A 13895-nucleotide genomic window follows, 5' to 3' on the forward strand; every position below is an offset into this window, starting at 1 on the left:
ACCGTGTTCGAGCCCGGCGCCGGGGCCGGCTCGAACCCATGGCGTGCTCGTGGCGGGCGGCGGTCCCGGCCGGGTGTGGGACCGGTGCGCGCACAGACCGGCTTCACCGACGAGTCCGCGCAGCTCATCCCGATCGACGAGGAGGTCGACGCTCGGCTCGCGGTCGAGCCGGAGGTGCGCGAGCGTGCCCGGCAGATCGCCGCGCGGCTCTCGGTGCCTCGGCCGCGCGAGCGGGCCGGAGCCCGTCGGGGCCAGGGCCCGCTGGCCAGCGTGCCGTATCGGGGCGCGGCGGACGAGCTCGACCTCGACGCCACCTTGGAGGTGCTGACCGCCAATCCGATGCCGGAGCCGGAGGACCTGATCGTGCGCGATCGGGTCGCCGGCACCCGTGCGGTCGCCCTGGTGGTCGACGTGTCCGGGTCGAGCAAGGGGGAGCGGGCCCGTACCGCCGCCGCGACCGTGGGTGCGCTCGCCGGTGAGCTCGCCCGTGACCGGCTGGCGGTGATCGCGTTCTGGTCCGATGCGGCATTGCTGCTGCGGCTGGGTGATCCGGTGCGTCCCGAGGAGTTGTTGGACATGCTGCTGCGCATCCCGGCCCGGGGGCTCACCAATGTCTCCTTCGGGCTGGAGTTGGCCGCCGAGCAGCTCGCCGGCGCGCCCGAGCGCGACGTCCGCACGGTGCTGCTCTCCGACTGCGTGCACAACGCGGGGCCCGATCCGCGGCGGATGGCGGCGCGGTTGCCGCGACTCGACGTGCTGTTGGACATCAGTGGTGAGAAGGACGTCGACCTCGGCCGGGATCTGGCCGAGGTCGGGCACGGCAGGCTACGGCTGGTGCGGGGTCACCGGGACGTGGCGCCGGCGGTCTCGGCGCTCTTCTGGGGCCGGTGAGATCCGTGCTTGCGACACCCGGGCCGTCAGGAATGCGGGAAATTTTTGCTCTGCCGAAGTTTTGCCAAGGAAATCCGTCAGCACTGCCGGCCACCCGCTACTGTGGCGTTCTGCCTGGGACACGAGGAGCCTCAGACCCGCGAGGGGGTCTGAGGCTCCTGTTCTCTCGGTCGTCCTCTCAGTGGCCGGTGGTGAACCGCTGCCGGGGATGGTTCGACTGCTCGATCTCGTCGACGTAGGCGAGCGCGAAGTCGGTCCCGGAGATCTCCGAGGAGCCGTCCTCCTTGGTCACCAGGACGTCGCCGTCGGTGCGGTAGGCGCCGGTCGTCTCCCCGGCCGCGAACGCGCCGAACAGCGCTGCCGGCGAGACGTAGAACCAGCGCAGCTCGGCGGGGCTGGCGCGCAGGGCGTCGAGCACCTCCGCGTGCGAGAGAGCCTCCGGCTTCCACTCCTCGCGGAAGTCCGGGGTGTCCACCAGTCGCGGACCTCCCGGCGCCACCAGCGCGCTGCCCGCGCCGCCGACGAAGGAGAGCCGGGCGTCGTTCGCGATGGCCGCCGCGATCAGCGCCGGCAGACGGCTGGCCAGCGTGGCGCCGTCCACGTCGGCGCCGTGCACCGCCACCACCACCTCGTCGGCCACGGTCGCGGCCTGGGCGATGACGGCGTCGTCGGCGAGCGAGCCGAGGCGATACTCCACGCCCGCGTCCGGCGTGGTCGGCTCGTGCCGGGAGTAGGAGATCACGGTGTGGCCGCGCTTGGCCGCCTCACGCGCGATGTTGCCGCCGGCGTAGCCGGTCCCGCCGAAGATGACGATGGTGGACATGGTGCTTCCTCTCCTGTGGTCGGCCGGAGCCGCGTGCGGTTCGTTGTCGAGACAACCGATTGGGTGAAGCAGCTATTCCGACCGTGTCCCCGTCGGTGTGGCGGCCCCGGCCGATCTTGAGAGAGAGGGTCAGGCGCCGGCGATCTTCTCGATCAGTGCCGTGGTGGAGATGGCCGGCGTGCGTGGCAGGTAGACCACCTCGCAGACGTCCTTGAACTCGTCGAATCGGCCGGCCCAGTCGTCGCCCATCACCAGCACGTCCGCGCCGTAGGTCTCGATGTAGTGCCGCTTGAGCTCCAGGCTCTCCTCCAGGAAGACCTCGTCGACCGGTTTGAGCGCCGCCACGATGGCCAGCCGCTCGTCCTCGCCGAAGACGGGGTCCCGGTCCTTCTTCCTCCGGTTCAGCGCGTCCGCCGAGACACCGACCACCAGCCGGTCGCCGTGCGCCGCGGCCCGCTCGATCATGCGCAGATGGCCGACATGGAAGACATCGAAGGTGCCGAAGGTGATGACGGTCCGGGGCATGGTCCGGGATTCTTCCACGCCACCAGGCAGAATCGCGTCTCATGACCACCCCGGGCGGCCTGATGGCCGCGGACAGCGCCGCGGACGCCGTACGACGCCGGGCGTTGCGCCGGATGCGGACGATCGCCACCGGCCTGCTCGCGCTGGCAGCGGTCGTCTACGCCCTCACCCTGCACCGCGACGGGGCGTGGGGCTACCTGAACGCCGGCGCCGAGGCCTCGATGGTCGGTGCCATCGCCGACTGGTTCGCCGTCACCGCGTTGTTCCGCCATCCGCTCGGGCTGCCGATCCCGCACACCGCGCTCATCCCACGGCGCAAGGACGAGATCGGCGCCAGCCTGGAGGACTTCGTCGAGGAGAACTTCCTGGCCGAGGATGTGATCCGAGACCGGCTGACGACCGCGATGCCGGCGCTGCGGATCGGGTTGTGGCTCTGCGAGGAGCAGAACGCCCGGCGGCTGGTCGACGAGGCCGCCGTCCTGGTCGCGGCGGCGCTGGCCCGGGTCCGGCCGGACCACATCGAGTCGTTGGTCACCGACGCGCTGATCCCGCGATTCCGGGAGGAGCCGATCGCCCCGCTGATCGGGACCACCCTCACCGAGGCGCTGGACGACGAGCTGCATCACGGCATCATCGACCTGGCGCTGGTCGAACTCCACGGCTGGCTGGCGGAGAACCAGGAGACGGTCACCGACGTGATCGGGGAGCGGGCACCGTGGTGGGCACCGCAGGCGCTCAAGGAGCCGCTCACCAACCGGATCCACACCGAGCTGGTGCGCTGGGTCGCCGAGATCCGCGACGACCCGGACCACCGGGCGCGCAAGGCCCTCGAGGCGCTGCTGCGCGACCTGGCCCGGGACCTGCAGACCGACCCGAGCACCCAGGAGCGGGCCGAACGCCTCAAGCTCCGGCTGCTCGACCATCCCCAGATCGTGGCGACCTCGATCTCGCTGTGGCAGGCGCTCCAGCGGGCGCTCGCGGGATCGCTGGAGGATCCCGACGGAGTGGTGCGTCAGCGCGCGCTCGACGAGGTGAGCCTGTTCGCCGCCCGCCTGGTCGGCGACGAGGCGCTGCAGCGCCAGCTGGACCGGCTCGCCGCCGACGCCGCGGTCTTCGTGGTCAAGCGCTACGGCGGGGAGGCCATCGCGGTCATCACCCACACCATCCAGCGCTGGGACGGGAAGCAGGCCGCGAGCCGGATCGAGCTGCACGTGGGCCGCGACCTGCAGTTCATCAGGATCAACGGCACCATCGTCGGCGGTCTGGTCGGTGTGCTCATCCATCTGCTCACCCAACTGGCCTGAGCATGGCCTGAGCCCGGCCGGTGACCGCCGCCGACCCTCTCGCGGGTCTCCTTGTCGGGGGCCGGGGTCTCGATAGCGCTCGGCTCGCTACTCGACCGACGGGAGGACGGGATGCCGGTGGCAGCGTCGGGATGGGATGATGTCGAGGTGAGTACGCCGGAGCCGTTCGACGTGCCGATCAGGGACGACATGATCCGGCTCGGCCAGTTCCTCAAGCTGGCGAGCCTGGTGGAGTCCGGTGCCGAGGCGCGGCCGGTGATCGCCGCGGGTCGGGTCCGTGTCAACGGCGAGACCGAGACCCGCCGCGGACGCCAGTTGGCGGTCGGCGATGTGGTCGAGCTGGGTGGGCAGGCCGCTCGGGTGGTCGACGAGGCCACGTTCACCGACGACCTGCCCTGGTAGCCGGCCGACGTGATGGCTCAGCTGACGCCGAGCAGGTCCACCACGAAGACCAGGGTCTCGCCGGGCTTGATCACGCCGGCCGCGCCGCGGTCGCCGTACCCCAGGTGCGGCGGGATGACCAGCTGGCGCCGGCCGCCCACCTTCATCCCCTGCACCCCCTGGTCCCAGCCGGCGATGACCTGGCCGATGCCGAGGCGGAACTGCAGCGGCGTGCCGCGGTTGTAGGAGGCGTCGAACTCCTCGCCGGTGGAGTGGGCGACACCGACGTAGTGCACGCTGACGGTCGAGCCGGCACCGGCTTCGGGGCCGTCCCCCTCGACCAGGTCGGTGACCACCAGATCGGTGGGCGGAGTCGGGTCGACGAAGTCGATCTCTGGCTTCTCGTGCTTCTCGGGCATGCCGTCACCCTACGGCGGATAGGGTGGGGTGGTGGCATTCCTCGTCGTGCTGGGGGTCGTCGTCGCACTCCTGTCGGCGGCGGCGCTGGTGGTCGTGGCCGGCACCCGGATGGTGCGCTCCGCCGACGGCCCGCGGGCGGGGATGGGGGATGCGCTCGGGATGGCGCTCGACGTCTTCGATCCGGCCGCGGGCCGCAGCCGGGGTGAGCTCGATGAGCAGAAGCGGCGGGTCGTGCTCACCCAGACCCCCGACGACGACCGGCCGATGAGCGTCGACCTGCGCCAGGGCCGGGTCCGGGTGCGTCGCTGAGCCCGGCCGGCCGCGATCCGGTCAGCTCTGCTGGACGTAGGTCTCCAACTGGTCGCGCTCGAACGTCAGCTGGTCGATGCGGTGCTTGACCAGGTCGCCGATGCTCACGATCCCGGTCAGTCGGCCCTCGACGAGCACCGGCACATGCCGGATCCGGTGCTCGGTCATGGTCGCCATCAGCTCGTCCACGGTGGCCTCCGGCGTACAGGTCGCGACGGTGGCGGTCATGATGCTCGCCACCGTCGACCCCAGCACGTCGCCGTCGCCGTTCAGCCGTCGTACGACGTCCCGCTCGCTGACGATTCCGACGACGTCGGCACCGTCGTTGCTGACCACGCAGGCGCCGATCCGGTGCTCGTCGAGCAGCGCGACCAAGGCGCGGACCGGCTCGTCCGGCGCGATCGTCACCACGCCCGACTGCTCCTTGCGGTGCAGGATCTCCTCGATGCGCATCTTCTGACCTTAGAGCCGGATCGAGTCCCCGGGGAAGGGCGCCAGCGTGAAGGCGTCAGCGCGAAGAACAGGCTGTGGTCAGTCGTGGCGCCGGAACGGCGTCACGGTGCCCGGCCGCTGGGCCGGCCAATCGGGATCGGAGTCGCCGTCGGGCAGGGAGCCGAGGAAGGAGAGGGCCGCCTCGTGCAGGTGCCCGTTGCTGGCCAGCGCGTTGCCACCCCATGGCCCGTCGTCGCCGCAGAGCGAGGTGAAGGTGCCGCCGGCCTCGCGCACGATCACGTCGAGGGCGGCCATGTCATAGACCTCCAGCTCCGGCTCGACGGCGATGTCGACGGCGCCCTCGGCGACCAGCATGTAGGACCAGAAGTCCCCGTAGGCCCGGGTGCGCCAGCAGCGCCGCATCAGCGCCAGGAAGTCGTCGAGCCGGTCCCGCTCCTCCCAGCCGTGCAGGGAGGAATAGGCGAGCGAGGCGTCCTCCAGCCGGCGTACGTCGGAGACCTGGCAGGGCGCCGACTTCATCAGCGACTTGCCGGTGTGCGCACCCTGCCCCTTCGCCGCCCACCAGCGCCGGCCGAGCTGCGGTGCGGAGACCACCGACATCACCACCTCGTCCTCGACCGCGAGCGCGATCAGGGTCGCCCACACCGGCACCCCACGGACGTAGTTCTTGGTGCCGTCGATCGGGTCGACGATCCACCGCCGCGCGGCGGTCCCGATCGAGCCCTCCTCCTCGCCGGTGATCGCGTCCCGGGTCCGGGCGCGGGCGAGCGTACGCCGGATCGACTCCTCCACGGCCCGGTCGGCGTCGCTGACCGGGGTGAGGTCGGGCTTGGTCATCACGTGCAGGTCGAGCGCCTTGAACCTCGAGGTGGACAACGAGTCCGCGTCGTCGGCCAGCAGGTGTGCCAACCGGAGATCGTCGTTGTAGTCGGGTGCGCTCGCCACGCCCCAACCCTAGTGCTCGGTCGAACACCGTGGGAGGCCGGTGCTCACAGCAGATAGGGCGGCACCGACCTGGCGTCGAGCAGCCGGCGGAACGAGGTCACCCGCTCCGGATCGACCTCGCCGTTGGCCAGGGCCACGTCCAGTCCGCACTCGGGTTCGTCGGCGGCGTGGGTGCAGCCGCGCGGACAGTCCTCGGTGAGCTCGTCCAGGTCGCCGAAGGCCTCGATCAGGTCCTCGGGCTGCACGTGCGCCAGGCCGAACGAGCGGATGCCCGGGGTGTCGATGATCCACCCGTCCGGCCTGTTCCCCTCGCCCGGCAGCGGGAGCATCAGCGCGGAGGTCGAGGTGTGCCGACCGCGGCCGGTCACCTCGTTGACCTGGCCGACCTCGCGGCCCGCATCCGGCACCAGCGCGTTGACCAGGGTCGACTTGCCGACCCCGCTGTGCCCGAGCAGCACCGAGGTCTGTCCGGCCAGCGCGTCACGCAGCTCGTCGAGCCGCCCACCACGCTGGGTCACCACCCACGGCACGCCGAGCGAGCGGTAGGTGCTCAGCAGCGTCTCGGGGTCGGCCAGGTCGGCCTTGGTCAGACAGAGCAGCGGGGCGAGCTTCGCGTCGTACGCCGCCACCAGGGCCCGGTCGATCAGGCCGGTGCGTGGCTCGGGGTCGGCCAGCGCGGTCACGATCGCCAACTGGGTGGCGTTGGCGACGACGACCCGCTCCACCGGATCGTCGTCGTCGGCGGTGCGCCGCAACACGGTGCTGCGCGGCTCCACCTCGACGATCCTGGCCAGGCTGCCCTCGGCGCCGGAGACGTCGCCGACCACCTTCACCCGGTCCCCGACCACCACCGCCTTGCGGCCGAGCGGCCGGGCCTTCATGGCGGTCACCCGCGCGCCGTCGACCAGGAGCGTCATCCGGCCGCGGTCGATGGTGACCACCGTGCCGGTGGCGGCGTCGTCGTAGCTGGGCCGTTCCTTGGTGCGCGGGCGGGTGCCACGTCGCCGGGGCCGGTCGTAGTGCTCGATGTCCTGCTCGTCATACCGCCGGTTCGTCCCCACCCACTCCACCCGCCCGTGGCGTCAGCCGAAGAGCCCGGCCCAGAACGGGGCGAAGTCGGTGAAGGTCTTGCCGGTGGTCGTGACGTTCTCGACCTGGACGCCGTCCACGGCGGCGCCGAGGACGACCCCGGCGTGGGCCATCCGATGGTCGGCGTAGGTGTGGAAGATCCCGCCGTGCAGCCTGGCCGGACGCAGGTCCAGCCCGTCGGGCCGCTCGACGACGTCGGCGCCCAGGGCATGGAGCTCGGTGGCCAGTGCCGCGAGCCGGTCGGTCTCGTGGCCGCGGATGTGTGCGACGCCGCGCAGGTGGGACGGGCCGTTGGCCAGGGCGCACAGTGCCGCGATCGCCGGGGTCAGCTCGCCGACGTCGTGCAGGTCGAGGTCGACCCCGGCGAGCCGGTCGAGCCCCGGACCCGTGACGGTGAGACCGGTCCGGCCGAGCTCCACGGTGCAGCCGAACCGGGTGAGGATCTCGCGCAGCGCATCCCCCGCCTGGTCGGTGGTGTGTGGCCAGTCCCGCACCGTCACCCGGCCACCGGTGACGGCGGCCAGCGCGAGGAACGGAGCGGCGTTGGACAGATCGGGCTCGATGGTCTCCTCGACGGCGGCGATCGGCCCCGGGGCGACCGCCCACCGGTTGGCCTCGGAGTCGTCCACCTCGACGCCGTGGGCACGCAGCATCGCCACCGTCATGTCGATGTGCGGCAGCGACGGCACCGGCTTGCCGTCATGGCGCACGTCGATCCCGTCCTGGTAGCGGGCCCCGGCGAGCAGCAGTGCGCTGATGAACTGGCTGGACGCGGAGGCGTCGACGACCACCGTGCCACCACGCACCGTGCCCCGGCCGCGCAGGGTGAAGGGGAGGGCGTCGCCGGAGACGTCCACACCGAGGCCACGCAGCGCGCCGAGCACCTCGCCGATCGGGCGCTGCCGCATGTGCTCGTCGCCGTCGAAGTCGATCCGCTCGGTGGACAGCGCCGCGACCGGCGGCACGAAGCGCATCACCGTCCCGGCCAGCCCACAGTCGATGGTGGCCGGGCGGTCGAACGCACCCGGCGTCACCTTCCAGTCCGGGCCGTCGGTCTCGACGGTGCTGCCCAGCGCGGTGATCGCGGAGGCCATCAGCAGGGTGTCCCGGGAGCGAAGGGCACGGCGTACCACCGAGGGACCGTCGGCGATGGCGGCCAGCAGCAGGGCACGGTTGGTGAGCGACTTGCTGCCGGGCAGCGTCACGACCGCCTCGATCGGACCGCGCGCATGCGGTGCGGGCCAAGGGTCTGGGGTCGGTGTCGTCACCACTGCAGGGTATCGGTCCCGGTACGGCGCACCGGCGGGACCGGGCCAGCGCTGCTCAGCCGAGCTTGGCGCGGGCCAGCTTGGCTTCGCGGCGGGCGTCCTTGGCCAGCGCCCGGGCCTGACGGCGGGCGTCCTTGGCGGCGTGGCCGGCCCGCCAGGCCAGCCCGGGCTTGCCGTCGGTGTCCCCGGCCGCGATGATCAGCCCGCCGAGGAGCGAGGCGTTCTTGGCGAACTGCAGGCGCTGTTGATCCCGGCCCGCCGGCGTCTCCTCGTCCCAGAACCGGTGACCCGCGAGCGTGGTGGGCACCAGCGTCACCGCCAGCAGCGCCGCGCTCAGTCGCGGGCGGCGACCGGTGATCAGGCCGGCCGAACCGAGCAGCTGCAGGCCGGCGTTGACCTGCACGAAGAGCTTCGGGTTCGACGGCGCCGGTACGCCGGCCCGCTGGGCCGCCCGGGTCACCGGCCCGGTGAACCACTCGGCCTTGGCGGCCACCGCGTCGGAGTTGCGCAGCGCGTTGACCGCCCCGAGCACGAACGCCGACGAGAGCAGGGGACGGGCGACCAGTCGACTGAGGCTCATGCCTTCACAGTAGCGACCGTCGGCCGCAAGCACAGCAGGGGTCGCCGATCACCGGGCGCGATCGTCGGTGGGACCGCCTCCGGGCTCGCGGCCCGAGTCGCCGGACGACGAGCCCCCGGACGGGCCGGTGAGCGCGGGCCGGCCGGCCGGGTTCGGATCGTCCGAGGTGGAGTCCGACGGTCCGGACGGTCCCGACGGCTGGGTCGGCTGGGTCGGCTGGGCTGACTGGGACGGCGAGGGGTCGGGCGGGGCAGCGGAAGGGGCATCGGACGATGACGCAGACGTCGCATCGGCCATGTCCGAGTCGGAGGGCGACGCCGATGCGGTGGCCGAGTCGGACGACGAGGCGCTGGCGGCGGCGGACGTCGCGGAGTCGGACTGCGACGCGGAGGTCGAGTCCGTCGATGCCGCCGAATCCGTCGACGAAGACGACGAGGGGACAGCGGCCGTCGAGTCGGTGGCGGAGGACGACGCCGAGACCGGCCACGTCCCGTTCGCAGAGACCTCGTTGTTCTGCTGGTCGGGATCGGCGAAGCCGACCGGGGTCAGGGTGGCCCGGAACGTCCAGTCGCCGCTCGGCACGAAGTCCAGGTGCAGCACCTGGCCGTCGGTGCCGCCGTCGAGGGTGCAGGTCTCGGTCACGGTCGTCCCGTCGATGACTGGCGAGCCGCAGTCCGACTCCCACCAGCCGTCCACCATCTCGACCTCGACCCCGGTCAGGGTGTAGCTGAACGTCGCCGTCGTCCCGGCCGGGATGCCGGCCGCCGAGACCCGCAGGTGCCAGTAGACCCCGTAGTCGTGGGTGTCGAGGCTCAGCGAGGCGTCCGACGTCGGCTCCAGCGGCGCGAGAGTGAGACGCACCCGCGCGGTCGCCGTACCGCCGTGGCCGTCCGAGACGGTGTACTCGAAGCTGTCGGCGGTGGCGCTGCCCGAGCCCCGGGTGTAGACCAGCCGGTTGCCGACCGCGGTGACGGTGCCGTGCGCCGGCTGGGTGAACCGGGACAGACGCAGTCGGTCGCCGTTCGCGTCGGCAGCGTGGCTCAGCACGTCGACGGTCCTGGTCGTCTGGGTGCCGGAGAGCGTGATCGCGAGGTCGTGGGCGGTGGGCGCGGTGTTGGGCGTGGTGACCTTGACCGTGCCGGAGACGGTGCCATGCCCGTCGGTGAGGGTGTAGGCGATGGTGTCGGATCCGCGCCAGCCGGCGTCGGGGGTGTACACCACCGACGTCGGTCGGTTGCGTGCGACCACCGCCGTGCCGGCGCCGATCCGGCCGCCGCCCAGGCTGATCACCGGCCGGGCCGTGCCGGCCTTGCGCACCGTGCCGTGGGCCGGCGAGCTCACTCGGGCCGACTTGACCCACACCCCTCGGCCCTTCGGATCGGTGACGCCCTTGGTCAGGTCGATGGTGACCGACGAGCCGGGTGTCGTCGTCACCTCGGCCAGCGGCGTGGTGATCACCGGCGTGTTGTCGTTGTCGTCGTTGTTGTCGTTCGAGTCGTCGGTGTCGCTCGGGCTCTGCGTGTCATCGGCGTCACCGGTCGGCTCGCTCGCGGTCGGCTCGCTCGTGGTCGACGGGCTGTCGCCCGTGTCGCCGGTGTCGCCCGTGTTGTCCGTGTCATCCGTGTCGCCGGGTGTGGTGTCCTTCGGCGTCGTGGAGTCCGGCGCCGAGGACGGTGAGCTGCCCGGCGTGGCGGGTGCCGTGGACGTGGGTGTGCTCGGGTCGGCGACCGGAGTGGTGGGATGTCCGCCGGTGAGGGCCATCGCCGCCGCCACGGCGGCCGCCGCCGCGACGCCGGTGACGCCGGCGGCGACCCGGCCGGCCGGGTTGTGCAGCACCCAGGCCTTGGCATTGCCGAGGAAGACCAGGATTCCGGCCTTCGCGCCGGCGCCGGCCGCGGCCAGATAGCCGACTCCGGCACCGCCGAGCAGGAGCGGAGCCAGCAGGGCGCCGAGGTCGGAGTTGACCTCGGTCAGCTCCAGATAGATCGCCGTACAGGCGCGGCACTCCCGCAGGTGTGCCTCGACCTTGGTGGAGTCCCGCCGGGAGAGGCCGTTGCGGATGTAGGCGCCCAGGTTGGCCCGGGTCGCGGCACAGGCGTCGTCGACCGCGTCCTGGGAGTGCATCGAGATGAACGCCTGGCGGAGCCCCTCGCGGGCCCGATAGGCCAGCGCCGAGACCGAGTTCGGGCTGATCCCCAGCAACGGCGCGATCTCGGCGGGCTTTTGTCCCTCGACCTCGGTGTGCCACAGCACCTGCTGCCAGCGCTCCGGCAGCTGGGCGAACGCCTTGGCCGCCGCCTGGTTCTCGAAGCCGGCGACCGCCGTGTCCTCGAACGGTACGCCGGGGTCGTACTGCGTCATGTCGTCGGTCGGGGACAGGCGAGCCCCGGCGCGCAGTCGGTCCACGTGCACCCGGCGCACGGTGGTCAGCAGATAGGCCCGGAAGGCGAGGTCCGGGCCACCGCCCTTCTGCAGCAGGACGAGCACCTTGGCGAAGGCCTCGGAGACCAGATCGTCCGCGTCGCCGGACGAGGTGAGCTGGCGTGCCAGCCGCCGGGCGGCGGCGACGTGCCGGGCATAGATCGTGCCGTAGGCATCGAGGTCGCCGGCCCGCACCGCGCTGATCAGTTCGGCATCGCCGGGCTCGTCGGGGGCCACGTCGCCGTACGAGGCTCGGGCCGGATCGGTCTCGCTCACATCACTTCTGACGGTCGGGGACCCGAAAGGTGACGCAACGTCCGCGCGTCACGTCCGCGCGTCGCGATGCCCGCGTGCGCGCGAACGCTCGGGTCCGGGAATTCTTCCTCGCTTCGTGGCGTCATGAAGGGCCACCTGACGCGTCACATTGTCGCACGCCACCGAGGGATGGCGGATGAGACGGACGAGCAGGTGGAGGCGGCCATGGGGATCTTCGCGAAGCTGACGCGACGCGAGCGTGCTGCCCGCCGCACCGTGCACGAGTTGACCCACGAGCAGCGGGCGGCCCTGCCGCCGCGGTTCGAGGCGGCGGGTGAGGCCCTCGCTGCCGGTAGTCCGTTCATGGCCGAGACGTGCTGGGTGGCGGGGCGTGAGCTCGCCGAAGGCGGGGTGTCCCTCGGCGAGAGCCTCGAGGGTCTCCGTCTCACCACCCAGCTCGTCTCGGGACGCGACCCCGACTACGACGAGATGCATGCCCTGAGCCTGGCGTGGAGCGAGTCGACGCTCGGCTATCTGCACTCGCTCTCCTGCGCGGATCCGCTGACCGGCCTGGCCACCCTGGCGCACCTGCGTGAGCGTCTGACCGAGCTCTACCGGGAGGCCCGCGCGGCCCGACACGCGCTGGTGGTCACCGACGCCCGTCGGCTGGGGGAGTCGGCCGTGGGCATCGATCCGGCGCTCCGCCCGGAAGAGCCTTCCGGTGACCGGAGGGACCCGGCCGGCCCGGCTGACTCGGGTGCGCTGGTCGCCGAGTCGCTGGCCTGGGCCCGGCGGCTCACCCTGCTCGGCAACACCGCTCGCAGCGTCTTCAGCTCCGGTGCCACCGTCGGCCAGGTGGGCCACACCAGGATCGTGGTGCTCACGCCACGCGACGAGGTGCTGCCGACCCGGGTCTCGCTGCTCAAGCGGATGACGTACGACGCCGCCGACCGGGTCTGGATCGAGGGCCTGCCGCCCAACGACCGCTCCGCCGGGATGCTCCTCGACGAGCTGGCCCGCGGCGCCTGAACCCGGGCCGCCACCGCCTCGAGCGATCTCGTCCTCGCCGCCCCCCATCGCCGTCGGCGGAATCTCCTACAGTGGTCGACATGTGCGGTCGCTATGCGTCGAGCCGGGATCCGGACGACCTCGCCGACGTCTTTGACGTCGAGGAGATCCGCGTCGCCGAGCCGCTGGCGGCCAACTACAACGTGGCCCCCACCGACGAGGTCTACGTCGTGGTGGAGCGGCCGGTCAGGTCGAGGGAGCCGGCTGACGCCGGATCGACGGGATCGACGGGATCGGCTCGACAGTTGCGCGCGGCGCGCTGGGGTCTGGTGCCGTCCTGGGCCGACGACGTCGCCATCGGCTCCCGGCTGATCAACGCCCGGTTGGAGACGGTGGCCAGCAAGCCCGCGTTCCGCAAGGCGTTCGCGCGGCGCCGGTGTCTGCTCCCCGCCGACGGCTACTTCGAGTGGTATGTGACCGACGACGTCGATGCCCGGGGGCGAGCGCGGAAGCAGCCGTTCTTCATCCGTCCGCGCGAGCACGGCGTGCTGGCGATGGCGGGGCTCTTCGAGCTCTGGCCGGATCCGGCCAAGGCCCCCGACGACCCGACCCGCTGGGTGTGGTCGTGCACGGTGATCACCACCACCGCCGAGGACTCGCTGGGCCGGATCCACGACCGGATGCCGCTGATGGTGGAGCAGGACCGGTGGACGGCGTGGCTGGACCCGACCAGGGGTGGCTCGTCGGAGCTGCTGGTCCCCGCCGCTCCGGGCACGCTCGAGGCCTACCCGGTCTCACCGTCGGTGGGCAACGTGCGCAACAACGGGCCCGAGCTGGTGGAGCCACTGCCGGTGGAGGAGAGATGAGCGGATCGGTGCCGGACCGGCGGGGAATGGTCGAGCAGGTCGTCGAGACGCCGTACGGCGACGGCCTGCTGGTCACCCGTCGGGCCCGTCGGCCGATCGCCACGCTGTTGCTCTCCCACGGTGCCGGGAACGGCATCGACACCCCGGATCTGCTGGCGCTGACCCGGGCGCTGCCCGCCCAGGGCATCTCGGTGGCGCGCTTCGAGCAGCCCTGGCGAGTGGCCGGACGGCCGATCGCCACCGCTCCGCCGACCCTGGACGTCGCTCTGACCGCGGCGGCCAACCGGATGCGCACCCGCACCCCGCTGGTCGTCGGCGGGCGTTCCGCCGGCGCCCGGTCGGCGGCGCGGACGGCGC

The 13895-nt window shown here is 72.2% G+C and carries 16 protein-coding genes; 7 read left to right on the forward strand and 9 right to left on the reverse strand.

Annotated features, from left to right (window positions below):
- Positions 1-84 precede the first annotated feature (84 nt).
- Complete coding sequence (locus QM638_RS05655; protein WP_415140970.1) at positions 85-891, forward strand: vWA domain-containing protein; 807 nt, start codon at positions 85-87, stop codon at positions 889-891.
- Positions 892-1069: 178 nt separating this feature from the next.
- Here QM638_RS05655 and QM638_RS05660 read toward each other — a convergent pair whose 3' ends face one another.
- The gene (locus tag QM638_RS05660; RefSeq protein ID WP_415140971.1) at positions 1070-1714 is read right to left on the reverse strand and encodes an NAD(P)-dependent oxidoreductase; all 645 of its coding nucleotides are present in this window, start codon (positions 1712-1714) and stop codon (positions 1070-1072) included.
- Positions 1715-1843: 129 nt separating this feature from the next.
- Entirely contained in the window at positions 1844-2239 is a 396-nt protein-coding gene (locus QM638_RS05665) for an adenylyltransferase/cytidyltransferase family protein (RefSeq protein WP_415140972.1), read from the reverse strand.
- Between the two features lie 41 nt (positions 2240-2280).
- Between QM638_RS05665 and QM638_RS05670 the strand changes: the two genes are divergently transcribed.
- Together QM638_RS05670 and QM638_RS05675 are read left to right on the forward strand one after the other, a co-directional pair.
- Entirely contained in the window at positions 2281-3543 is a 1263-nt protein-coding gene (locus QM638_RS05670; RefSeq protein ID WP_415140973.1) for a DUF445 domain-containing protein, read from the forward strand.
- 189 nt (positions 3544-3732) lie between these two features.
- Positions 3733-3945: an RNA-binding S4 domain-containing protein gene (locus QM638_RS05675; RefSeq protein ID WP_415140986.1), complete on the forward strand. Its 213-nt coding sequence runs from the start codon at positions 3733-3735 to the stop codon at positions 3943-3945.
- Positions 3946-3962: 17 nt separating this feature from the next.
- On the opposite strand, the gene QM638_RS05680 is transcribed toward QM638_RS05675, so the two are convergent.
- Positions 3963-4343 (reverse strand): FKBP-type peptidyl-prolyl cis-trans isomerase, encoded by a 381-nt coding sequence (locus QM638_RS05680; RefSeq protein WP_415140974.1) that lies wholly within the window; start codon positions 4341-4343, stop codon positions 3963-3965.
- Positions 4344-4374: 31 nt separating this feature from the next.
- Here QM638_RS05680 and QM638_RS05685 point away from each other — a divergent pair, with 31 nt between their 5' ends.
- A complete protein-coding gene (locus tag QM638_RS05685) occupies positions 4375-4653 on the forward strand; it encodes a hypothetical protein (RefSeq protein ID WP_415140975.1) in 279 nt (92 codons plus the stop codon).
- A gap of 21 nt (positions 4654-4674) precedes the next feature.
- Here QM638_RS05685 and QM638_RS05690 read toward each other — a convergent pair whose 3' ends face one another.
- From QM638_RS05690 to QM638_RS05715, 6 genes are all read right to left on the reverse strand, one after another.
- Positions 4675-5106 carry a CBS domain-containing protein gene (locus QM638_RS05690; protein WP_415140976.1) on the reverse strand — a complete coding sequence of 144 codons (432 nt, stop codon included), beginning with the start codon at positions 5104-5106 and terminating at the stop codon, positions 4675-4677.
- Positions 5107-5184: 78 nt separating this feature from the next.
- The gene (locus QM638_RS05695; RefSeq protein ID WP_415140977.1) at positions 5185-6051 is read right to left on the reverse strand and encodes an inositol monophosphatase family protein; all 867 of its coding nucleotides are present in this window, start codon (positions 6049-6051) and stop codon (positions 5185-5187) included.
- A gap of 44 nt (positions 6052-6095) precedes the next feature.
- Positions 6096-7112, reverse strand: coding sequence for a ribosome small subunit-dependent GTPase A (rsgA, locus tag QM638_RS05700; protein ID WP_415140978.1), 1017 nt, complete (start codon positions 7110-7112; stop codon positions 6096-6098).
- 21 nt (positions 7113-7133) lie between these two features.
- Positions 7134-8408, reverse strand: coding sequence for a 3-phosphoshikimate 1-carboxyvinyltransferase (aroA, locus tag QM638_RS05705; protein ID WP_415140979.1), 1275 nt, complete (start codon positions 8406-8408; stop codon positions 7134-7136).
- 55 nt (positions 8409-8463) lie between these two features.
- The gene (locus QM638_RS05710; RefSeq protein WP_415140980.1) at positions 8464-8988 is read right to left on the reverse strand and encodes a DoxX family protein; all 525 of its coding nucleotides are present in this window, start codon (positions 8986-8988) and stop codon (positions 8464-8466) included.
- Between the two features lie 48 nt (positions 8989-9036).
- Positions 9037-11685, reverse strand: coding sequence for a sigma-70 family RNA polymerase sigma factor (locus QM638_RS05715; protein ID WP_415140982.1), 2649 nt, complete (start codon positions 11683-11685; stop codon positions 9037-9039).
- A gap of 168 nt (positions 11686-11853) precedes the next feature.
- Here QM638_RS05715 and QM638_RS05720 point away from each other — a divergent pair, with 168 nt between their 5' ends.
- From QM638_RS05720 to QM638_RS05730, 3 genes are all read left to right on the forward strand, one after another.
- On the forward strand, positions 11854-12693 hold the full coding sequence (locus QM638_RS05720) for a hypothetical protein (protein WP_415140983.1): 840 nt from the start codon (positions 11854-11856) through the stop codon (positions 12691-12693).
- Between the two features lie 80 nt (positions 12694-12773).
- On the forward strand, positions 12774-13538 hold the full coding sequence (locus tag QM638_RS05725; protein WP_415140984.1) for an SOS response-associated peptidase: 765 nt from the start codon (positions 12774-12776) through the stop codon (positions 13536-13538).
- A partial coding sequence (locus QM638_RS05730) for an alpha/beta family hydrolase (protein ID WP_415140985.1) occupies positions 13535-13895 on the forward strand: 361 nt, incomplete at its 3' end. The genes QM638_RS05725 and QM638_RS05730, both read left to right, overlap by 4 nt.

The sequence above is a fragment of the Nocardioides sp. genome, from assembly GCF_047606145.1.
Taxonomy (GTDB): domain Bacteria; phylum Actinomycetota; class Actinomycetes; order Propionibacteriales; family Nocardioidaceae; genus Nocardioides.

Coding starts and splice junctions, on each gene's coding strand:
- QM638_RS05660 (WP_415140971.1), bottom strand. CDS start 1,714: ATGTCCACCATCGTCATCTTCGGCGGGACCGGCTACGCCGGCGGCAAC.
- QM638_RS05665 (WP_415140972.1), bottom strand. CDS start 2,239: ATGCCCCGGACCGTCATCACCTTCGGCACCTTCGATGTCTTCCATGTC.
- QM638_RS05670 (WP_415140973.1), top strand. CDS start 2,281: ATGACCACCCCGGGCGGCCTGATGGCCGCGGACAGCGCCGCGGACGCC.
- QM638_RS05675 (WP_415140986.1), top strand. CDS start 3,733: ATGATCCGGCTCGGCCAGTTCCTCAAGCTGGCGAGCCTGGTGGAGTCC.
- QM638_RS05680 (WP_415140974.1), bottom strand. CDS start 4,343: ATGCCCGAGAAGCACGAGAAGCCAGAGATCGACTTCGTCGACCCGACT.
- QM638_RS05690 (WP_415140976.1), bottom strand. CDS start 5,106: ATGCGCATCGAGGAGATCCTGCACCGCAAGGAGCAGTCGGGCGTGGTG.
- QM638_RS05710 (WP_415140980.1), bottom strand. CDS start 8,988: ATGAGCCTCAGTCGACTGGTCGCCCGTCCCCTGCTCTCGTCGGCGTTC.
- QM638_RS05720 (WP_415140983.1), top strand. CDS start 11,854: ATGGCGGATGAGACGGACGAGCAGGTGGAGGCGGCCATGGGGATCTTC.
- QM638_RS05725 (WP_415140984.1), top strand. CDS start 12,774: ATGTGCGGTCGCTATGCGTCGAGCCGGGATCCGGACGACCTCGCCGAC.